The sequence below is a fragment of the Staphylococcus sp. GDY8P120P genome (assembly GCF_017892065.1).
Classification (GTDB): domain Bacteria; phylum Bacillota; class Bacilli; order Staphylococcales; family Staphylococcaceae; genus Staphylococcus; species Staphylococcus nepalensis.
The window spans coordinates 1-19,525 of sequence record NZ_JAESKI010000009.1 but is presented as its reverse complement, the minus strand read 5'-3'; the positions used below and the strand labels follow the sequence as shown (position 1 = coordinate 19,525).

The window sequence follows — 19,525 nt, the reverse complement described above, 5'->3', positions numbered from 1 at the left end:
ATGAATTATATTACGACTTATTTAGAAAAAGTGACTAAACAAACATTTTATTCAAGTTTAATTGAATACAGACAATATCTTGATAAAAAATTAAGAAGTATAGAAATGTACATAAAATATCTATTCGAAAGAAAAATGTATGTAGGAAAATTAATCGATCATTTGACATTGTCTTTAGAGAATAAATATATTGATATATTAGATGAAACATATATCGAATGCGCTCAAGAGGTAGAGCATCATGATATTGAACATATTAAAAACGAATTAAATGAAATGGAAGCAGACTACGCTCGAATTGTAGCCGATTTGTCACAACAAGCAAAAGAAAAAGTGAATGTTGAAACAGAATGTGATTTAATCGAACGCATTAGTTTAGTCGCTTGAAGAAAGGTGGCGAAACATGACTCATAAATATATATCAACTGAGATGCTAATTGTGTTTACAGCATTAATGATAATAGCTAACTTCTATTATATTTTCTTTGAAAAAATTGGTTTTATTTTTGTATTGTTATTAGGTTGTATTTTAGTTTATGTGGGCTATTTATATTTCCATAAAGTACGAGGACTATTATCATTTTGGATAGGCGTATTACTCATCGCCTTTACCTTATTATCCAATAAGTATACGATTATCATATTATTTGTCTTTTTAATTGTGTTAATTGTTAGGTATATATTTTATAGGTTTAAGCCTTTAAAGGTTATTGCGACTGAAGAAGCTGTTGAATCTCCGGAGTTTATCAAACAAAAATGGTTTGGCGAACAACGGACACCTGTTTATGTGTATAAATGGGAGGATTTACAAATTCAACATGGCATTGGTGACATTCACATAGATATGTCTAAAGCTGCCAATATCAGAGAGCATAACACCGTAGTTATTAGACATATTTTAGGTAAAGTGCAAATAATTGTACCACTCAATTACAATATTAAATTACATTTTTCGACACTTTATGGTAATGCCTATGTTAACGAGACCTCATATAAAGTAGAAAATAATAATATTAAGGTCGTAGAAGAAACAAAAGAAGATAACTATGCTGTTAATATTTATGTATCAACATTTATAGGTGATGTTGAGGTGATTTATAAATGAATCACTACATAAGAGCAATAGGGTCAATGTTGATATTAGTATATAGTACTTTTTTCGCCATGTTTTTTATAGACAAAGTATTTGTTAATATCATATATTTCCAAGGCATGATTTACACACAAATATTTGGCATACCAGTTTTATTATTTATAAACTTGTTAGTTATATTACTTTGTATCATCGTTGGATCTGTATTAGCATATAAAATTAATCAACAGAATCATTGGTTGCAAGATCAAATTGAGCGCTCCATAGAAGGCCAAACAGTAGGTATCAATGACCAAAATATAGAGTTGTACAATGAAACCATTGAATTATATCAAGCACTGGTACCACTTAATCAAGAAGTTCACAAGTTGCGTATGAAAACGCAAAATTTAACAAACGAATCATATAATATGAATGACGTGAAAGTTAAAAAAATAATAGAAGACGAACGACAAAGGTTGGCTCGTGAACTACATGATTCTGTAAGCCAACAATTATTTGCAGCAAGCATGATGCTTTCAGCAATTAAAGAAACTGAATTACAAGCGCCTTTAGATCAACAAATTCCAGTACTCGAAAAAATGGTTCAAGATTCACAATTAGAAATGCGCGCATTACTATTACATTTAAGACCAATTGGTTTGAAGGATAAATCACTAGGCCAAGGTATCAAAGATTTAGTTGTTGACTTGCAGAAAAAAGTACCCATGAAAGTCGTACACGATATTGAAGACTTCAAAGTACCCAAAGGTATTGAAGATCACTTATTTCGGATTACCCAAGAGGCAATTTCAAATACATTAAGACATTCGAAAGGTACTAAAGTTACAATTGAATTATTTAATAGAGAAGAATATTTATTATTACGTATACAAGATGACGGTAAAGGCTTTAACGTAGATGATAAGGTAGAACAAAGTTATGGTTTGAAAAATATGCGAGAACGCGCCCTTGAAATTGGTGCAACTTTCCATATCGTATCTCTGCCAGATTCAGGCACGCGAATTGAAGTCAAGGCCCCATTAAATAAGGAGGATTCAAATGCCGATTAAAGTATTGTTTGTTGATGACCATGAAATGGTTCGAATCGGAATTTCTAGTTATTTATCTACACAATCAGACATAGAAGTAGTTGGAGAAGGGCAATCAGGAAAAGATGCAATAAAAAAAGCACATGAACTACATCCTGATTTAATTTTAATGGATTTATTAATGGATGATATGGATGGCGTAGAAGCAACAGAACAAATAAAAAAAGATTTGCCGCATATTAAAGTGGTTATGTTAACAAGTTATATTGAAGATAATGAAGTGTACCGCGCTTTAGATTCAGGTGTCGATAGTTATATTTTAAAAACGACAAGTGCGAGTGACATTGCTGAAGCTATTCGTAAAACATATCACAATGAGTCTGTATTTGAAGCTGAAGTATTAGTTAAAATGAGAAATCGCATGAAACAACGTGCTGAATTGTATGAAATGTTAACTGAGCGAGAAATGGAAATCTTATTATTAATTGCAAAAGGTTATTCAAACCAAGAAATAGCTAGCGCTTCCCACATTACGATTAAGACGGTTAAAACACATGTGAGTAATGTATTAAGCAAATTAGAGGTACAAGATAGAACACAAGCTGTTATTTATGCATTCCAACATAATTTAATACAATAAAAAAGCTAAAACCTAAGCAGAAATACGACGAGGTCTGCCTAGGTTTTAGCTTTTATGTTTATTATAATCAAATTAATTGTCTTTTTGGTAGTCATCATCATTTTGGTCGTCTTCAATTTGAGCAATTGTTATTTCTTCTGGTGTTTTTCCAGCTACAACTTTTCTTTGATGCATAATTGCATTGATTTCCGCACCGATAATAATGATGAATCCAGTAATATACAACCATAACATGAGTATAATGATACCGGCGATACTACCATATGTTTTAGAGTAATTAGCAAAATTTGAAATGTAAATACCAAATAAATATGAACCACCTAAAAATACGATAGTTGCAAATATAGCGCCTGGTATAACTGAAAGCATTTTAATCTTAACATTTGGCGCTAATGTATAAAGGACAATGAATGCAATGAGTACTACAATGACAGGTAAAGCGAAACGAACTAGATTAAATACCCATTTGATTTGATCGCCTAAACCTATTGGTCCAAAAAGTAATGAACTAATTTGTTCACCAAATGTTGGCAAAATGATTGCTAATGGTAATACAATGATTAACGCAAGCGTGAATAGAACACTTAATAATTTGGAGACAATAAAGTTTCTGCTATCTTCCACATCATAGGCCACATTAAATGAGTTCATCAAAGCTGTCATACCGTTAGATGCGGACCAGAGTGCTAAAATTAATCCGACAGATAAAATGCCGCCACTTGCATTATTCATAATATCACCAACGATTGATGTTACTTGAGGTGCATAATCTTGCGGCACATGATCACTAATCATATTTCTAATCGTTTTTTGGTTAATGCCGAGAGATGGGACGATAGATAATAAGAAAAGTAGCATTGGAAATAATGATAGCATGAAATAATACGATAATTGTGCTGATAAACCAGATGCATCATCTTTTCCAATTCTGTATACTAAATAAGAGAAAAAATTCGAATCTTTAGTATATTTCGCTGGTTTATTGATACGTGATACAAAAAATGCTTGATTGTCTTTTTTTGGTGTTTTAGATTTAAATTCATTAGGTGTAATATATACACGATCACGTTCAATTTGATCGTTCTTGTGTTTTTGCTTCTTATTTTCTTCATCATCTTTGATTTCATTTAGAAAATTAGAAGTAGTTTTATCGTGTTTAGACATATCAAATCTCCTTATGTATTGATATTTAAAGTATACAGTTTAATATACTTTAAATTATATAAAAGGTAAATATATGTTGCTATATTCTTTTAAGATATAGTAAATTTTTAAAAATAAAATGCTGAAAATAATCAATATATAAAGGGCGAGAAAGAAATCGAAATTTGAAAGTTGATTTCTTGTTCTCGCCCATTGTTAGCGTGATGATAGTTTCAATAATCTTTTAGTTAGGATAGGATTTAAAATTAGTCATCAGCTATGCTCTACCTATACTATGTTAATTTAGTAATGAAGTGCTATTTGCGTTAGTCATTTAATCGATTGTTTTTGCGTTCAACAAAAGTGTCTTTGGCATTTTTTAAAGAACGTTCTAATTCTGGATTGTTGCGTCTAATCTCTTCAATTGCATCTTTCCAGTATACGACTTCATCTTTAATGTTTGAAATAGCTGAAGGTTTTTGAGAACGATTGCCTTCTTTAATATCTTTAATTGATTGTTTTAATGATTGGCGTGTAGATTTGTCAGCGAGTGTTGCTGCGCCTCCGATTACAGCACCTAATAATATACCTGGAATTAATTTGTTTTGCATGATGTGTTACTCCTCTCTTAAATTAGCATCTTTAATAATGAAATCAATTAAATTATCACAAGATGATTGTACCATTTTATATACGCCTTCGAAATTATTTGTATAATAAGGATCAGGTACATCAGTCTCATCCATATCACTAAACTCTAACAATTTATACAATTGTCCTTTAATATTTGGATTAATGCTTTGAATAGTATTTACGTTACTTTGATCCATAGCAATAATATAATCAAAGTCGTTATCTGATTCAAATAACTCACTTATCATGCCATCAAATGGGACATTGTGTTCTGTTAGTATTTTTTGTGTCCCTTCATGGGGTGTTTGGCCAAGATTCCATTTACCAGTACCTCTTGAAGTTACTTCTATACCATTGATATCTCTATCTTTTAATCTTTGTCGCATAATAGCTTCTGCCATAGGTGATCGACAAATATTTCCAAGACAAACAAATGCAACTGTAATCATGTGTGTACCTCCAAATTATATAATCCTATTTCCCATTTTAATGCTTTTTCAATCATTTCTAAAGAGGAATTAGGATAAAAGTTTTACAAGGTTAGTAAATTTGATAAAATGAATAAAAAAGAGGTGAGCGTAATGACAAAGAACAATGAAGAAATGATCGGTGAAATTAGGGAACGTTTAAATTTAGTTAATCAAAGTTTAATTGACCCTGAAAAGTATAAATCTGCAGATGAACAAGAAGTGAAAGAAGTATATGATTATGTTACATCTAAAGCGTCATTTACACCAAGCGAAGCATCAGCAATTGCAGACGCACTTGGACAAATTCGTAAATAAGGGAGTGTTGAAACATGGTTCAATTACAAGATAAATTGAAACAATACGCCGAGCTTCTAGCTGGAGTAGGTATGAATATACAAAAAGGACAACCAGTATTTATACGTTCAAGTGTAGATGCTTTGGAATTAACACATTACATAGTTGAAGCTGCATATAAAAGAGGCGCTTCTGATGTGAAAGTTGAGTATAGCGATGATCGGTTATCGCGTTTGAAATTTGAATATGAACCAGTTGAGCATTTCGAACTTAATGAGGTTAAAGATTACGAAGTGGCTAAACGTATGGATTACGTTCAACGTGGTGCAGCTAACTTGGCGCTTATCACGCAAGACCCAGATTTATTAAATGGTATTGATAGGGATAAATTATCTGCATTTCAAAAGCAATATGCTACGGCATATAAAGGGTATATGGAAGCAAGTCAAAAAAACCAATTTCCTTGGTGTGTAGCTGCTTTTCCTTCTAAAGCGTGGGCGGCACGTGTATATCCAGATTTATCTGTAGAAGAAGCATATGTTAAATTTATAGATGAAGTTCTAGATATTGTCAGAGTAGATGGTAATGACCCAGTAACAAACTGGGAAGAACATATTGCTAATTTAAGTAAACATGCTGATAAATTACAACATAAGAATTATAAAACTTTACATTATATTTCGGAAGGGACTGATTTAAAAATTGGCCTTCCTAAAGGACATATATGGGAAGATGCAACAAGTTATACCGAAAACGGACAAGCATTTGTTGCTAATATACCAACAGAAGAAGTATTTACTGCGCCCGATCGTTTAAATGTAAATGGGTACGTGACAAACAAATTGCCGTTAAGTCATAATGGCAATATTATTGATGGGTTTACCTTGACATTTAAAGATGGTGCAGTAGTTGATTTTACTGCTGAACAAGGTGAAGATGTGCTACGTGATTTATTAAATACAGACGAAGGAGCCAAACATTTAGGTGAAGTGGCTTTAGTTCCAGATGATTCTCCAATATCAAACCGTAATACGATATTTTATAATACATTATTTGATGAGAATGCGTCTTGTCATATTGCATTAGGTTCAGCATACGGCTTTAATATTGAAGGCGGCACGACCATGACTACAGAAGAAAAACTAGCACATGGTTTGAATGATTCGTTAATCCATGTAGACTTTATGATTGGCAGCCCAGATTTAACTATTTATGGTATTCTGGAAAATGGTGATCAAGAATTGATTTTTGAAAATGGTAATTGGACTAATGATTAAAATTAATTTACGAAAACGAGTAGTTCTTATGCAAGCGTCTTAACGCTTGTATTCTTTTTCTACTCATGCTTGCTGGAGCGGGACAATGAAATTGTTTAAGAAAAATGCGATTTCTGTCCCACTCCTTTCATTTAATACGTTTTATCTAAGCTTTTAAAAGGGGAAGGGTTATTTTATGGGAACTACTAATAGTAAAGCAATGTCAAAATCTAGAAGCATTAAAACAAGACAAGTATTTCCACAAGACACTAATCATCATCATACTATGTTTGGTGGGATGCTTATGGCAAATATAGATGAAATCGCTGCGATTACCGCAATGAAACATAGTAATGCACAAGTTGTGACTGCATCTACAGACTCCGTAGATTTTTTAAAACCAATCAAAACAGGAGACGTTGTCTCATATGAAGCTATGGTGTCATATGCAGGTACTTCTTCGATGGAGGTTTGTGTGCAAATTACAATTGAAGATGTATTGAAAAATGAAAGACATTTAGCAGCACTTAGCTTTTTAACATTTGTTGCATTGAATGATGTTGGCAAACCAATATCTGTGCCACAAGTCTATCCAGAAACAAAAACAGAAACATGGTTTCATGAAACAGCATTAGCAAGGGTGAAACGCCGCAAAGAAAGAAGACAAGAAAGTAAAGAGACAATTGAATTTTTAGCTAATGTACAACATATAGAATGAAGTGTATTAAATCCGTGAGAGTTACATATAAAAGCGAATTGCTTACAAACAAAGAGAGTATATCAAGTTAAATGTCATGAGTGATGGATTAGGTTATGACATTTCAAATGATATGCTCTCTTTATTTAACTTATTGAATTGCAGCTTTATTTAATCCATAGTATATATACGACGCATGTTTGATTCATTTTCTTTAAAATCTGATTGAGGGTAATACATATTTTTAACAAGTATATTGGGACCTAAACAACTAAATTGAGCGCAATGGCAGTTGATGGATTGAGCTAAGGGCGATTTTAGCCATGTGCTAAATACATCTGTTAGTTTGTCATTTTTAATATTAGATAGCGTGCCGTTTTCATCCCCAAAATCTGTGACAATAATATTACCAGTAAATACGTTGACGTTTAGTCTATTTCTCCCATCTGGATCATTTCTCAATGAAACGTTTTGAGCATTTCTAAGCTTTTGAAGTAGGGCTTGGTCCTCCTCATCCCTAATACAAGGATAAATTGGTAGCGTCCCGAAAAGCATCCATGTACCTGGATGACGATGATCTAAAAGATAATGTATAGTTTCTTTTATTTCTCTCAATGATAGTACTTCTAGTTGACTTGCAAAATCAGCAGGATACATCGGATGTATTTCATGTCTCTGACATTTCATATCATAAACAATTTCATTATGTATTTTATTTAAGTGAGGTTGTGTACTTTTATTTAACATGGTTTCTGCTGATATAAACATACCTTGTTCGGAAAGTGTACGAGTGTTTAATAACATTTGATCATATAACTTTAGCTTTGCTTTTAAAGGTGGTTGTTTTTGCATAGCACCAAAACCCACTTCAGTAAACGTATCAATTCTTCCCCAATTGTGAGAGATATGCATTACATCTATATATTCAGCAATCTCTAGATACCTATCTAATGACAATATTAGGTTAGAATTCATTTGTACATATATGCCACGGTCAAAAGCATATTTCAACAGGGGTTTAACTACATTTTTAATAGATTTTTTTGAAAACATAGGTTCGCCACCGGTTATGGATATCGTTTTTAAATTGGGCACTTCGTCTAATCGACGATAAATTAAATCCATTGGCAATGGCGTAGGGTCTGAAGTTTGTAGCGTATAACCTACTGCACAATGGCTGCAACGCATATTGCATAAATTGGTGGTTGTAAATTCAATATTACTTAATGTTAATTGATTATGTTCTGAAAAGTCATTATAGGCTTCCCAAGGGTCGTGAGATATAGATATAGGCTTTTTAAAATGAGGTAAAGCAGAGTTTGAACTAGTCATTTTTAACATCCTTTTATAATGGTTTCGTTGTGATTAGGAAAGTGATCCGTAACTATGTGTATCATCATTTCTAAAACGTGATGTTTTTATTTCAGTTTAATATTATTCAGACATTACCAAAATTTGTCAAATCCATGTTAATATAAGAATATATGAAAAAAAGGAGTTACAAATATTATGGATGAAAATCAAACAATTGATCAAATTAAGAAAAGATTAGAGAAATTTATTGATGATATTGATCATGTGAACCCTGATGAAGTTAAAGTAGAAGATATAGATGAATGGATTGGTTTGTTGGATCAATTAGAAGAAAAAGTTAAGACAGTATCTCATACGTCAGATTAATAGTTAACGAAATTCAATCAGATATGTTTAAAATTTAAATTTTAGTCTAAACACTTTATAGAACGCAAATAGAGAAAGGTGATAATTCATGGCTAAAAAAGTAGCAATTATTGTAACTAATGAATTTGAAGATGTGGAATTAACAAGTCCAAAAGAAGCAATTGAAGAAGCAGGACATGAAACAGTTATTATTGGTAACGAGGCTAATAGTGAAGTGGTAGGTAAACACGGTGCAAAAGAAACAGTAGATGTAAGTATTGCTGATGCTAAAGCAGAAGACTATGATGCTTTATTAATACCAGGCGGTTTCTCACCTGACCATTTACGTGGTGATTCAGAAGGTAGATACGGTACATTTGCTAAATACTTCACTAAAAATGATGTTCCAACATTCGCAATTTGCCATGGACCACAAATATTAATTGATACTGATGATCTAAATGGCAGAACGTTAACAGCGGTGTTAAACGTTCGTAAAGATCTTGCTAATGCAGGTGCTCAAGTTGTCGATGAATCTGTAGTAGTCGATAATAATATTGTTACAAGTCGTACACCCGACGATTTAGATGATTTTAATAAAGCAATTGTAGATCAACTAAACGCTTAATTTATTAAATTAAGCAACATTCGTTTGAATAGATAGTTTAGAATTAGAAGTTAACTCATTATATGAATGAGTTAACTTTTTTGTTGTCTCTTAGGCGTTTCATTGATAAATGTAATTTATAAGTAATAGCGTGTCATGTTAATATATCTAAAGATGAGTAAACTATTTATTATAAAACCTTAAAACGATATACTCATACACCCTTGGACTGATTTTTACTATTTACTATAGATAAAAATTCCAACAATTGATAAACTCACTTATAATGATATGAGAGCAATATAAAGGAGCTACCGCATGAAAAGAAGCGATCGTTATAAGCAAACACACAAAAAATCCCAAACTCATACTGTAAATGAACCTCAATACAATACTTATTTTCAACCAGTCACAAAATCACAAAAGACAAAAAGAGGAAAAGGGCTGTTTTTTAAACTCCTAATTCTACTATTAGTTATAGTAGGCATTTTTATAGGTGCTATGTATGCGTTATCGTCTCGAGCAGACGTTGATGATTTGCAAAATATTGAAGATAAAGATACTTTTGTTTCTGTATCTAATATGCCAGATTATACTAAAGGCGCTTTTATAGCTATGGAAGATGAACGATATTATAAGCATCATGGATTTGATATTAAGGGCACATCACGTGCTATTTTCTCTACTTTGAGCGATAGAAATGTACAAGGTGGAAGTACAATTACACAGCAGGTAGTAAAAAATTATTTTTATGATAATGAACAATCGATAACACGTAAACTCAAAGAATTATTTGTTGCACATCGTGTTGAAAAAGCGTACAGCAAAGATGAAATACTCAGTTTTTATGTGAATAATATATTCTTTGGAAGTGATAATTATTCAGTTGAAGCAGCCGCAAATTATTATTTTGGAGTCACTACAGATAAAAATAATCAAAATTTGCCTCAAATTTCAGTATTACAAAGTGCTATATTAGCAAGTAAAATTAACGCACCCAGTGTTTATAATATTAATGACATGTCAAACAATTTTATAAACCGAGTAAAGATAGATTTAGAAAAGATGAAACAACAGGGGTATATCTCTAATGATCAATATAAAAATGCTTTATTAGAGTTAGGTGTATAAATAGCATAGGTGTTCTGAATTGAAGCGTAAGTAATGTTTTGATTTCTAGTATTTGCATCAGATCAAATGACAATAAAGGAAAAATTTATATCAATCCGTTTTAACGCTATTTATGCTAAAGCACCGTGTATCCATGTGGTTTGACTCATATGTCCTCATTAATTCTTGGTACTATTTATGATTTGATTTGGATTTTAGCTCATTTAATCCACTGTGCAGATGAGCCTCTCTTAATGTAAGGCTCCAGTACGTTATTCTTTTTTAGCCATCCTTAATGGAGCGGGACAACGAAACCATTTTTTGAGAAAAGTGATTTCTGTTCCGCTTCTTTTTAATGTTATAATTTAATTAAGTACATATTTTTCAGTAGATGTTTAAATATAAAAACCACTATAATTCCATTCATAATCGATATAAGTTATTCTTATAAGTGGAGTGAATACAATGCCGAAAATCACAAAAATTGAAGTACAAAAAAATAATAAAGAACGTTTTAATTTATATTTAGATGATGAATTTGAAATGGGTATCGATATTGATACTTTTGTCTATTTCAACCTCAAAAAAGACCAAATAGTTGAAGCACAAGATATGGAAAAAATTCAAAACTATGAACAATATAGACAAGCTATCAATATAGCTATTCAGTATTTATCTTATAGAAAAAGAACTGAACACGAAGTAGCGCAACATTTATCTAAAAAAGATATATCTGAACCTGTTATTGCAAATGTTTTAGAATACTGTCATAAACAAAAACTAATAGATCATAAAGATTATGCTAATAGTTTGAAAAATACGATGATTTTAACGACAGACAAAGGTCCTGAGATTTTCAAACAAAAATTGCATCAAGCTGGTATCGAACAAAAATTAATTGATGAATATGCGCTTATTTATATTGAGGAACAGCCGTTAGATGACATTTTAAAAGTAGCTAAAAAAATTTTAAAACAGAAGAAGGGCCCTCAAATAAAACGAAAAGAAAAACTAACACAATCTCTAATGCAAAAGGGTTATACGTTTGACACCATTAACCTAGTTATAGAAGCGTTGGATTTCTCGCAATCCGAAGAAACATTAGATATATTGCTACAAGATGAGTTAGAGAAAGCGTATAATAAATTTTCAAAAAAATATTCAGGTAAAAAAATAATTAATAAAACAATTGAAACGCTTATGAGAAAAGGTTACCAATATGATAAAATAAAATCTAAACTAGAAGAGAGTGGTATAGAAGATGGAACGGAAGAAATTGAGTGAAATGAGCGAAATAGAATTACGTCATGAAATTCAAGGGTATAAAGAACAAATGCGTAAAGCAGAAATGAACGGTATATATAATGAGTATGATGTATATGCTAGTAAAGCCATTATAGCTGAGAGTTATTTAATAGATAGAAATAAAGTAGAACTTGGTAAAATATATCAATTAAATGACGGAACTGGAAATTATTTTAAGGTAGAACGGCTTAAAGGCGTTTTTGCATGGGGGTTCAGAATTAATAGTTCAGAACCAGAAGAAGGTTTGCCTCTAGCATTATTAAAACTGTAGAAGGATGAAGATAGCATGGGTAGTTCAATTATTTTAAAGTTACTTAATGTAACGCACTATTATAGAGATAAAAAGTCAAAAAAATGGTATCAGCCTTTTGGTTATGATGCAGAGAATATAGAATTGAATAATATTAACTTACATATCTATCAAGGTGAATCATTAGGCATTATTGGTGAACCTGGTTCTTCAAAATCACTTATAGGACGTATATTAAGCGGTGAAGTTAAGCCTGATAAGGGGAAAGTTATTCGCAAAATGGATGTGTTTTATGCAGATATAGATGATAAATATTTGCAAGATATTTCAGTGGTAGATTATGTATCACATGCAGTCACATTATTTCCTTATAAAACAAATACTCATAAAGTCGAACAGGTTTTAAAATATGCTCATATAGAAGAACAAAGCGATACACCTATATGTGAACTCTCAGATGAAGCTTATGCGCGTTTACTTTTTACGCTTTCTCGCACTTCGAAAGCAAATATTATTATTTTTAATAAAATACTGCAAAATTTAACTGATGAATATTTTGAAAAAGCAATTGAGCTATCAAATGAATACATAAACAATAATTTAACCATTGTTATGATAGATGACAATGTAGAAAGAATTACAAAAGCAAGTAATTATATAGCTTGGATTTCTCATGGACAATTTAGAATGGAAGGCTCCATTAAACAAGTTATCCCTCTATTTAAAGATCATGAAAGAGATAGAAATTCTTTAAAAACAGATGATGAAAAAAAGAATTTTGATCTAGATTGGAAAGAAAATAGAACACGTACACCTGAATTAACCTATAACTTCAAACGTGTAGATAGATATAATCACGTCAAACCCCCTGTTGTTCTAGTAAGAATTTGGATATGGGTTAGTATTTTTATTTTAGGAATGGTTTTAACGGCGTTGTTAATGTTTAACGATATAGGGAAAATTAAAATTGGTCAGAACGAAGACCAAGCTTCTATACAAAATCAATCGAAAAATCCTTATGAAGAAAAACTAGCTTATGGCATTGTTTTAGACGATTCAATCAAACTTGAAAACATGGAAAGTGATAAAGATTTAAAAGCGACTAAATATGCTTTTATTACAATTACTGGGGAAAACAGTAAAAGTTATAAAGTTACTGTTGATAACCAGTCTTATAAAGTTAGTAAAAAAGATATACGTTATTTTGACCCAGCTGGGTTATTTGAGGAACACAGTGGTAAATCACTTGCACCATTTATGAGTAATAATTATAGCAATTACTATGAATTTTATAATAGTCACTTACATAAAAAACACAGTACTGTGACAGATTCACTTGTACCAGAAGCAGGTGGAAATGATCGTTTTATTGTGCCAATTACGCAACAGCCAATAACAATGATATTTAATGACCAAAATAAACTAGCAGGTTTTACTATCCCAATGAAAGATAAGGAAAAATTAAAAAATAAGTTTAATATAGATAATAATTTTTGGATAACTAAATCAGACGAAGGTTATTTTATGGCAGACTTCAAAAATAATAAATGGATATATATTGAATTGTAGGTGTAGTAAATGATAGATAATATAATTAATTTTTATAAAAACACACCATATTTAAGTAAACATTTGTTTCATCGCTTAAAAGGACAATGGAAATGGTTTGTAATACCTTTTGTTGTAAGCATCCTTTTATTATGGTTATTAATGTTTATTTTTAAAATAAATGGTACAGAAGAAATAAAACAAGCTCGAGGCTATTTTAGATTAGCAGCTTTAACAAGTTTCATATTTATTTGGATGGCAATTTATCACAGCGTTCATTTGTTTAAAAAAGAATATTTTACTACTAAACTGTATAATTTAAACCCAATATTTCAAAATATTGTTATAGCTGTTATTTCTAATCTCTTAATGTTTATTGCACTAATGTTCATTATCTTTATGACTCCAGTAAATATTGAAAGTTCTATACCATCTGCATTGTATTTTGTGGTCATGTCTACAATCTTTGTAGTGATAACTTCCACACTGATTGGTTTATTTACAGTCATTAGAAAAAATGTAGATATGATAATGTATGTCCTATCATTTATAATGTTTTTTATTGTACCGATTATTTTCATACCGTCAAGTTATTCAACATTATTCACTCATATTTTAATGCTAAACCCATTATTTTATCTCGTTGATGGTATTTCACAATCTGTCGTTTTAGGCGCATTAAGTTTGAATAATGTCCCCTATCATTTCTATTACCTATTTTTTGTAGCAACAGTTTGTATTATGATATTTGCAATGTATAGAATAACAGCATACAAAAAATTCCGATTTTTTGCTCCAATAATGAATCAATCTAAAGAAAACAGTACAACAAACGAAATAGAGAATGGGCATATTGAAACATCTAAAGACATGAAAAAACATTAGAAAACTGATTTTATTTAGTTCAGTTTACGCTAATAAAAGATTAAAAAATAGGAAGTAATCAATGATATAGTACATGATTACTTCCTATTTTTTTAATTTATAACGTTTACTTTGCAAATAATTTTTTTTGTAATTTATCTTCACTGAATACCCAACCGATATAAGAATGATCAATATTCATACATTCATCTAAATGAGCAATCGCTACGAAAGAATAATGTCCATTTTTTAAATAACGTAAATCAATTAATCTAATTTCCGTTGTATCATCATCCAATTTTCTTGTTTGCCAACGATAGATAGATGAAAAGTTAAGAAATGTTTTGATATTTTTATCGTCTTTTACATACTTCATTAAATCGTTACTCGGAAATGAATGACGTTTTGATTTATCACTAAAAACGATATTGCGGCCGTAACTACGCCCCACATAATCATGTGCTTCTGTTTGAATAGCTACACGCCATTCCATAAAACGCATTGTAGGCGCAACGAAAACTTTGACTGGGTTATGCTCTTGTTTAATTTGTTTTAATGCTTGTTGCTTAATTATTGCTTGCATTCTAAAGCGAATAATATAATAGACAACGAGTATTCCAACAATAGGGAAGAATGAAATGTAAGGATGTAAACCTATTATCCAAAGTATGATACCAATACATAACAAGGAGAAAATGATTGGATCAAACGTATTAATTACACTGAGTTGAATCCATTTATTTGTAATTGGTCTAAGCGCTTGAGTACCATAAGAATTAAATATATCTACAAAAACATGAAGAAATACTGCAAGCTGTGCCCACAACCAAATATGGCCAGTATCAATATTTTTAAAAAACGTAAATATAAATAAAGTTATAAGTAACGGCCATAAAATTGTAAAAGGTATTGAATGTGTTATCCCTCTATGGTTTGATATATAAGTGGCATTATCTTTAAGCTTTAAAACTGTGTCGCTATCAGGTATCAAAGAACCAATAATTAATGTGGTGGCTGTAGCTGCAAATGAACCGGTCATTGCAGGGTCTTGTGTTGCTAAAGCTGTTAAACCGATACCCATGACAATATGCGTACCTGTATCCATAAGTATCCTCTCATTTCATTTCGATATTATATCTATTATAATCTAATATACTAAATAATAAAATTAACATACTAAAATTAAGAAAAAAAGTTTTAGAATGACGCATAGAAAGAGATGTATAACATGTTAAATAAATCGCAATTTAAAAATAATCTCGTTACATGGTTTGAAGAAAATCAACGTCAAATGCCATGGAGAGAAACCACTAATCCGTATTATATTTGGTTAAGTGAAGTTATGTTACAACAAACACAAGTTAAAACTGTAATTGATTACTATCACAAATTTATCAGTAGGTTCCCGACTATTTATGAATTGAGCAAAGCTCACGAAGATGAAGTACTTAAATATTGGGAAGGGCTTGGTTATTATAGTAGAGCACGTAATTTTCATACCGCTATAAAAGATGTCTATGAATCTTATAATGGGGAAGTCCCAGATGATCCGCAACTTTTTGGAAAACTTAAAGGCGTAGGACCTTATACTCAAGCAGCTGTAATGAGTATTGCTTTCAATAAGCCATTAGCAACTGTTGACGGTAATGTTTTTAGGGTTTGGTCTAGGCTAAATAATGATGATCGAGATATTAAATTACAATCTACAAGAAAAGCTTTTGAAAATGAGTTAGCGCCTTATGTTCAAGAAAAGGCTGGTACTTTTAATCAGGCTATGATGGAATTAGGTGCGTTAATCTGTACTCCAAAAAACGCATTGTGTTTATTTTGTCCCGTTCAAGCACATTGCGAAGCTTTTGAACAAGGAACAGTTGAACAATTACCGGTGAAAACTACACAAGTGAAGAAAAAACATATAAAACAAAATGTGTATATTATAAAAAACACAGACGGCGCTTATCTTATTGAAAAACGAACACAAAGGCTGTTAAACAATATGTGGGAATTCCCAATGTTTGAAGCTACAGGTGATGAAAGTGTAAACGCACAATTATCAACGAATATTCAGTTTCAACATAAACCTGTTTATTCATTGAAACACCAATTTACGCATATAACTTGGGATATCAACGTGTACTTAGCAAAAACCCAAGTTAATCCACAAGAAGTTACTTTATCTGAAAATATGGTATGGATGAAATTAGAAGATAGGGAGAATTATAATTTTCCAGTAAGTATGTCCAAAATATATAAATTTTTGATAACCAACAGTTAGGGTCGTTCTGTTAAGCATAATTATGTTATAATTCAATGTGTGAAATAAGAAAAGGTGGTGTGGAGCATGGTGAAAGAATCCATACCTAAAGAAGGTCAGACAATAAAAATTCAAAGTTATAAACATGATGGTAATATACATCGTGTTTGGTCTGAAACGACTATTTTAAAGGGTACGGATCATGTAGTCATTGGTGGCAATGACCATACATTAGTAACAGAAAGTGATAATCGCACATGGATTACAAGAGAACCAGCAATTGTGTATTTCCATTCTGAGTACTGGTTTAATGTTATTTGTATGTTTAGGGAAGATGGCGTTTATTATTATTGTAATTTATCCTCACCATTTGTATGCGACGAGGAAGCTTTGAAATACATTGATTACGATTTAGATATTAAAGTCTATCCTAATGGTAAATATCATCTTTTAGATGAAGATGAATATGAGCAACATATGAAGCAAATGAATTATTCTTCTGATATTGATATTATTTTAAGAAGAAATGTAGATATTCTACAACAATGGATCGAACAGAAAAAGGGTCCCTTTGCTCCAGATTTTATTAAAGTCTGGCGTGAAAGATTTAAAAAGATTAGAGATTATTAAGCAGATTTAATGTATTTAAGTGATTTATCGTATATAGTTAGATAGGTATAAACAATACAAAATAATTATTTAATTTTGAAAATCACAGCAAATGCACGATAATAATCACCTAGTCAAAGATAAATTGTATTAACAGCCTTGTTGAAATTCAACGAAGGCTGTTTCATTTGCTGAAATAAGCAGGGAGGAGTAAGTTATATGATTCGCAGATATTTACAATTCGTAAGACCATATAAATGGCGGATCATTGCCACTATACTTGTTGGTATATTAAAATTTGGTATTCCAATGCTGATTCCATTATTAATTAAATATGTTATTGATAACATTATTAATAATGGGGCAATCACTATTGAAGAAAAATTTACAAGATTAGCAATTGCATTAGGTATAGCAATATTCATTTTTGTGATTGTTAGACCACCGATAGAATTTTTAAGACAATACTTAGCGCAATGGACGAGTAATAAAATTTTATATGACATTCGTAAAAAGTTATATAACCATTTGCAAGCTTTGAGCTCAAGATTTTATGCTAATAATCAAGCGGGCCAAGTTATTTCAAGAGTGATTAATGATGTTGAGCAGACCAAAGATTTTATTTTAACAGGGTTAATGAATATTTGGCTTGACTGTATCACTATCGTTATCGCTTTATCTATTATGTTTGTTTTAGATGTGAAATTAACATTAGCAGCAATCATTATTTTCCCAATATATATTTTAACAGTGTATTTCTTCTTTGGACGCTTAAGAAACTTAACAAGAAAAAGATCTCAAGCATTAGCAGAAGTACAAGGCTTTTTACATGAACGTGTACAAGGTATGTCAGTTATTAAAAGTTTTGCTATCGAAGATAACGAAGCAGCTAATTTTGATAAACATAACAGTAATTTTTTACAGCGTGCCTTTACACATACACGATGGAATGCCTATTCTTTTTCAGCGATTAATACAGTAACAGATTTAGGACCACTTATCATTATAGGCTCAGGCGCTGTTTTAGCTATCAATGGGTCTATTACAGTAGGGACACTAGCTGCATTTGTCGGTTATCTTGAACAACTCTTCGGCCCTTTACGTAGACTAGTTTCTTCATTTACTACATTAACTCAAAGTTTTGCGTCTATGGACCGTGTTTTCCAATTGATGGACGAAGGTTATGATATTAAAAATAAAAAGGGTGCTTTACCTTTAGAGATTAAAGAAGGGCGTATTGAAATAAATGATGTTAGTTTCAAATACAATAATGAAGAATCTACTATATTAAATCATATTAATTTAGATATTGAAGAGGGCGAAACTGTCGCTTTTGTTGGTATGAGTGGTGGAGGTAAATCTACGCTGATTAATCTCATCCCAAGATTTTACGATGTAACAGATGGTGAAATTAAAATAGATGGTACTAATATTAAATCATATTTAACTGGTAGTTTAAGACATCAAATTGGGTTAGTTCAGCAAGATAATATTTTATTCTCAGATACGATTAAAGAAAATATCTTATTAGGTAGACCGAATGCTACAGACCAGGAAGTCATTACTGCTGCAAAAATGGCTAACGCACATGATTTTATTATGGAATTATCAGAAGGGTATGATACAGAAGTTGGAGAAAGAGGCGTTAAACTTTCTGGTGGCCAGAAACAACGTATTTCTATAGCACGTATTTTCCTTAATAATCCACCCATTATTATATTAGATGAAGCGACGAGTGCACTAGATTTAGAAAGCGAATCTATTATTCAAGAAGCATTGAATATCTTAAGTGAAAATCGTACTACATTGATTGTCGCGCATAGATTATCTACAATTACACATGCAGATAAAATAGTAGTTATTGAAAATGGTGAGATAGTAGAAAGTGGTACGCATCAAGAGTTATTAGCTAAAAACGGAACGTATGAACACCTATATAGTATTCAAAATTTATAATAGGTAGAAAAGTGAGCAAAAAATCTATTGTGTTGCTTTTTGAGACAACGCCAGTTAATAATAAAAAAGAGGCTAGGACAATATGAGGCACTGAACCCTTAAAATG

The 19,525-nt window shown here is 31.2% G+C and carries 22 protein-coding genes; 17 read left to right on the top strand and 5 right to left on the bottom strand.

Annotated features, from left to right (window positions below; translation table 11 throughout):
• Genes KA900_RS08035 through vraR form a run of 4 tightly spaced genes read left to right on the top strand, consistent with a single transcriptional unit; the run spans position 1 to position 2,764 of the window.
• Positions 1 to 387, top strand: a complete 387-nt coding sequence (locus KA900_RS08035) for a hypothetical protein (RefSeq protein WP_103372573.1) — start codon at positions 1 to 3, stop codon at positions 385 to 387.
• 16 nt (positions 388 to 403) lie between these two features.
• A complete protein-coding gene (gene vraT / locus KA900_RS08030) occupies positions 404 to 1,105 on the top strand; it encodes a cell wall-active antibiotics response protein VraT (protein ID WP_096808927.1) in 702 nt (233 codons plus the stop codon).
• On the top strand, positions 1,102 to 2,145 hold the full coding sequence (vraS, locus tag KA900_RS08025; protein WP_096808929.1) for a sensor histidine kinase VraS: 1,044 nt from the start codon (positions 1,102 to 1,104) through the stop codon (positions 2,143 to 2,145). The genes vraT and vraS overlap by 4 nt, the downstream gene beginning before the upstream one ends.
• Positions 2,135 to 2,764: a response regulator transcription factor VraR gene (gene vraR, locus KA900_RS08020; protein WP_096808931.1), complete on the top strand. Its 630-nt coding sequence runs from the start codon at positions 2,135 to 2,137 to the stop codon at positions 2,762 to 2,764. Before vraS ends, vraR begins: the two co-directional genes overlap by 11 nt.
• A gap of 72 nt (positions 2,765 to 2,836) precedes the next feature.
• Here vraR and KA900_RS08015 read toward each other — a convergent pair whose 3' ends face one another.
• From KA900_RS08015 to KA900_RS08005, 3 genes are all read right to left on the bottom strand, one after another.
• On the bottom strand, positions 2,837 to 3,928 hold the full coding sequence (locus tag KA900_RS08015; RefSeq protein ID WP_103372574.1) for a YihY/virulence factor BrkB family protein: 1,092 nt from the start codon (positions 3,926 to 3,928) through the stop codon (positions 2,837 to 2,839).
• 305 nt (positions 3,929 to 4,233) lie between these two features.
• On the bottom strand, positions 4,234 to 4,518 hold the full coding sequence (locus KA900_RS08010) for a YtxH domain-containing protein (protein WP_096808936.1): 285 nt from the start codon (positions 4,516 to 4,518) through the stop codon (positions 4,234 to 4,236).
• A 6-nt stretch (positions 4,519 to 4,524) separates the two neighbouring features.
• On the bottom strand, positions 4,525 to 4,989 hold the full coding sequence (locus KA900_RS08005) for a low molecular weight protein-tyrosine-phosphatase (RefSeq protein WP_096808938.1): 465 nt from the start codon (positions 4,987 to 4,989) through the stop codon (positions 4,525 to 4,527).
• A gap of 132 nt (positions 4,990 to 5,121) precedes the next feature.
• On the opposite strand from KA900_RS08005, the gene KA900_RS08000 reads away from it, so the two are divergent.
• The 3 genes from KA900_RS08000 to KA900_RS07990 all read left to right on the top strand — a co-directional run bounded on the left by KA900_RS08000 (position 5,122) and on the right by KA900_RS07990 (position 7,278).
• Complete coding sequence (locus KA900_RS08000; protein ID WP_096808941.1) at positions 5,122 to 5,325, top strand: DUF1128 family protein; 204 nt, start codon at positions 5,122 to 5,124, stop codon at positions 5,323 to 5,325.
• A 14-nt stretch (positions 5,326 to 5,339) separates the two neighbouring features.
• Complete coding sequence (locus KA900_RS07995; protein ID WP_096808943.1) at positions 5,340 to 6,581, top strand: aminopeptidase; 1,242 nt, start codon at positions 5,340 to 5,342, stop codon at positions 6,579 to 6,581.
• Positions 6,582 to 6,756: 175 nt separating this feature from the next.
• Positions 6,757 to 7,278, top strand: a complete 522-nt coding sequence (locus KA900_RS07990; protein ID WP_096808945.1) for an acyl-CoA thioesterase — start codon at positions 6,757 to 6,759, stop codon at positions 7,276 to 7,278.
• 150 nt (positions 7,279 to 7,428) lie between these two features.
• On the opposite strand, the gene yfkAB is transcribed toward KA900_RS07990, so the two are convergent.
• On the bottom strand, positions 7,429 to 8,589 hold the full coding sequence (gene yfkAB / locus KA900_RS07985) for a radical SAM/CxCxxxxC motif protein YfkAB (protein ID WP_232165069.1): 1,161 nt from the start codon (positions 8,587 to 8,589) through the stop codon (positions 7,429 to 7,431).
• A gap of 177 nt (positions 8,590 to 8,766) precedes the next feature.
• On the opposite strand from yfkAB, the gene KA900_RS07980 reads away from it, so the two are divergent.
• The 7 genes from KA900_RS07980 (at position 8,767) to KA900_RS07950 (ending at position 14,621) form a co-directional block, all read left to right on the top strand.
• On the top strand, positions 8,767 to 8,937 hold the full coding sequence (locus tag KA900_RS07980) for an SE1561 family protein (RefSeq protein WP_096808949.1): 171 nt from the start codon (positions 8,767 to 8,769) through the stop codon (positions 8,935 to 8,937).
• Between the two features lie 88 nt (positions 8,938 to 9,025).
• On the top strand, positions 9,026 to 9,544 hold the full coding sequence (locus KA900_RS07975) for a type 1 glutamine amidotransferase domain-containing protein (protein ID WP_096808952.1): 519 nt from the start codon (positions 9,026 to 9,028) through the stop codon (positions 9,542 to 9,544).
• 297 nt (positions 9,545 to 9,841) lie between these two features.
• Positions 9,842 to 10,654 carry a monofunctional peptidoglycan glycosyltransferase SgtB gene (gene sgtB / locus KA900_RS07970; protein WP_096808954.1) on the top strand — a complete coding sequence of 271 codons (813 nt, stop codon included), beginning with the start codon at positions 9,842 to 9,844 and terminating at the stop codon, positions 10,652 to 10,654.
• Between the two features lie 444 nt (positions 10,655 to 11,098).
• On the top strand, positions 11,099 to 11,917 hold the full coding sequence (recX, locus tag KA900_RS07965; RefSeq protein WP_096808956.1) for a recombination regulator RecX: 819 nt from the start codon (positions 11,099 to 11,101) through the stop codon (positions 11,915 to 11,917).
• A complete protein-coding gene (locus KA900_RS07960) occupies positions 11,895 to 12,209 on the top strand; it encodes a YfhH family protein (protein ID WP_096808958.1) in 315 nt (104 codons plus the stop codon). The genes recX and KA900_RS07960 overlap by 23 nt, the downstream gene beginning before the upstream one ends.
• A gap of 15 nt (positions 12,210 to 12,224) precedes the next feature.
• On the top strand, positions 12,225 to 13,757 hold the full coding sequence (locus KA900_RS07955; protein WP_103373323.1) for an ATP-binding cassette domain-containing protein: 1,533 nt from the start codon (positions 12,225 to 12,227) through the stop codon (positions 13,755 to 13,757).
• 9 nt (positions 13,758 to 13,766) lie between these two features.
• Positions 13,767 to 14,621 (top strand): sugar ABC transporter permease, encoded by an 855-nt coding sequence (locus KA900_RS07950; protein ID WP_182478045.1) that lies wholly within the window; start codon positions 13,767 to 13,769, stop codon positions 14,619 to 14,621.
• Positions 14,622 to 14,727: 106 nt separating this feature from the next.
• Here KA900_RS07950 and KA900_RS07945 read toward each other — a convergent pair whose 3' ends face one another.
• Positions 14,728 to 15,705 (bottom strand): metal-dependent hydrolase, encoded by a 978-nt coding sequence (locus tag KA900_RS07945; protein WP_103373322.1) that lies wholly within the window; start codon positions 15,703 to 15,705, stop codon positions 14,728 to 14,730.
• 123 nt (positions 15,706 to 15,828) lie between these two features.
• Here KA900_RS07945 and mutY point away from each other — a divergent pair, with 123 nt between their 5' ends.
• From mutY to KA900_RS07930, 3 genes are all read left to right on the top strand, one after another.
• Positions 15,829 to 16,875: an A/G-specific adenine glycosylase gene (mutY, locus tag KA900_RS07940; RefSeq protein ID WP_096808963.1), complete on the top strand. Its 1,047-nt coding sequence runs from the start codon at positions 15,829 to 15,831 to the stop codon at positions 16,873 to 16,875.
• 66 nt (positions 16,876 to 16,941) lie between these two features.
• A complete protein-coding gene (gene ntdP, locus KA900_RS07935) occupies positions 16,942 to 17,484 on the top strand; it encodes a nucleoside tri-diphosphate phosphatase (RefSeq protein WP_096808965.1) in 543 nt (180 codons plus the stop codon).
• 198 nt (positions 17,485 to 17,682) lie between these two features.
• Positions 17,683 to 19,419, top strand: coding sequence for an ABC transporter ATP-binding protein (locus KA900_RS07930; protein ID WP_096808967.1), 1,737 nt, complete (start codon positions 17,683 to 17,685; stop codon positions 19,417 to 19,419).
• Positions 19,420 to 19,525: the final 106 nt, after the last annotated feature.

What these genes read in the sequence shown, in the direction of transcription:
- KA900_RS08035 (WP_103372573.1), top strand. Translation starts at nt 1, where the DNA reads ATGAATTATATTACGACTTATTTAGAAAAAGTGACTAAACAAACATTT.
- vraT (WP_096808927.1), top strand. Translation starts at nt 404, where the DNA reads ATGACTCATAAATATATATCAACTGAGATGCTAATTGTGTTTACAGCA.
- vraS (WP_096808929.1), top strand. Translation starts at nt 1,102, where the DNA reads ATGAATCACTACATAAGAGCAATAGGGTCAATGTTGATATTAGTATAT.
- vraR (WP_096808931.1), top strand. Translation starts at nt 2,135, where the DNA reads ATGCCGATTAAAGTATTGTTTGTTGATGACCATGAAATGGTTCGAATC.
- KA900_RS08015 (WP_103372574.1), bottom strand. Translation starts at nt 3,928, where the DNA reads ATGTCTAAACACGATAAAACTACTTCTAATTTTCTAAATGAAATCAAA.
- KA900_RS08010 (WP_096808936.1), bottom strand. Translation starts at nt 4,518, where the DNA reads ATGCAAAACAAATTAATTCCAGGTATATTATTAGGTGCTGTAATCGGA.
- KA900_RS08005 (WP_096808938.1), bottom strand. Translation starts at nt 4,989, where the DNA reads ATGATTACAGTTGCATTTGTTTGTCTTGGAAATATTTGTCGATCACCT.
- KA900_RS08000 (WP_096808941.1), top strand. Translation starts at nt 5,122, where the DNA reads ATGACAAAGAACAATGAAGAAATGATCGGTGAAATTAGGGAACGTTTA.
- KA900_RS07995 (WP_096808943.1), top strand. Translation starts at nt 5,340, where the DNA reads ATGGTTCAATTACAAGATAAATTGAAACAATACGCCGAGCTTCTAGCT.
- KA900_RS07990 (WP_096808945.1), top strand. Translation starts at nt 6,757, where the DNA reads ATGGGAACTACTAATAGTAAAGCAATGTCAAAATCTAGAAGCATTAAA.
- yfkAB (WP_232165069.1), bottom strand. Translation starts at nt 8,589, where the DNA reads ATGACTAGTTCAAACTCTGCTTTACCTCATTTTAAAAAGCCTATATCT.
- KA900_RS07980 (WP_096808949.1), top strand. Translation starts at nt 8,767, where the DNA reads ATGGATGAAAATCAAACAATTGATCAAATTAAGAAAAGATTAGAGAAA.
- KA900_RS07975 (WP_096808952.1), top strand. Translation starts at nt 9,026, where the DNA reads ATGGCTAAAAAAGTAGCAATTATTGTAACTAATGAATTTGAAGATGTG.
- sgtB (WP_096808954.1), top strand. Translation starts at nt 9,842, where the DNA reads ATGAAAAGAAGCGATCGTTATAAGCAAACACACAAAAAATCCCAAACT.
- recX (WP_096808956.1), top strand. Translation starts at nt 11,099, where the DNA reads ATGCCGAAAATCACAAAAATTGAAGTACAAAAAAATAATAAAGAACGT.
- KA900_RS07960 (WP_096808958.1), top strand. Translation starts at nt 11,895, where the DNA reads ATGGAACGGAAGAAATTGAGTGAAATGAGCGAAATAGAATTACGTCAT.
- KA900_RS07955 (WP_103373323.1), top strand. Translation starts at nt 12,225, where the DNA reads ATGGGTAGTTCAATTATTTTAAAGTTACTTAATGTAACGCACTATTAT.
- KA900_RS07950 (WP_182478045.1), top strand. Translation starts at nt 13,767, where the DNA reads ATGATAGATAATATAATTAATTTTTATAAAAACACACCATATTTAAGT.
- KA900_RS07945 (WP_103373322.1), bottom strand. Translation starts at nt 15,705, where the DNA reads ATGGATACAGGTACGCATATTGTCATGGGTATCGGTTTAACAGCTTTA.
- mutY (WP_096808963.1), top strand. Translation starts at nt 15,829, where the DNA reads ATGTTAAATAAATCGCAATTTAAAAATAATCTCGTTACATGGTTTGAA.
- ntdP (WP_096808965.1), top strand. Translation starts at nt 16,942, where the DNA reads ATGGTGAAAGAATCCATACCTAAAGAAGGTCAGACAATAAAAATTCAA.
- KA900_RS07930 (WP_096808967.1), top strand. Translation starts at nt 17,683, where the DNA reads ATGATTCGCAGATATTTACAATTCGTAAGACCATATAAATGGCGGATC.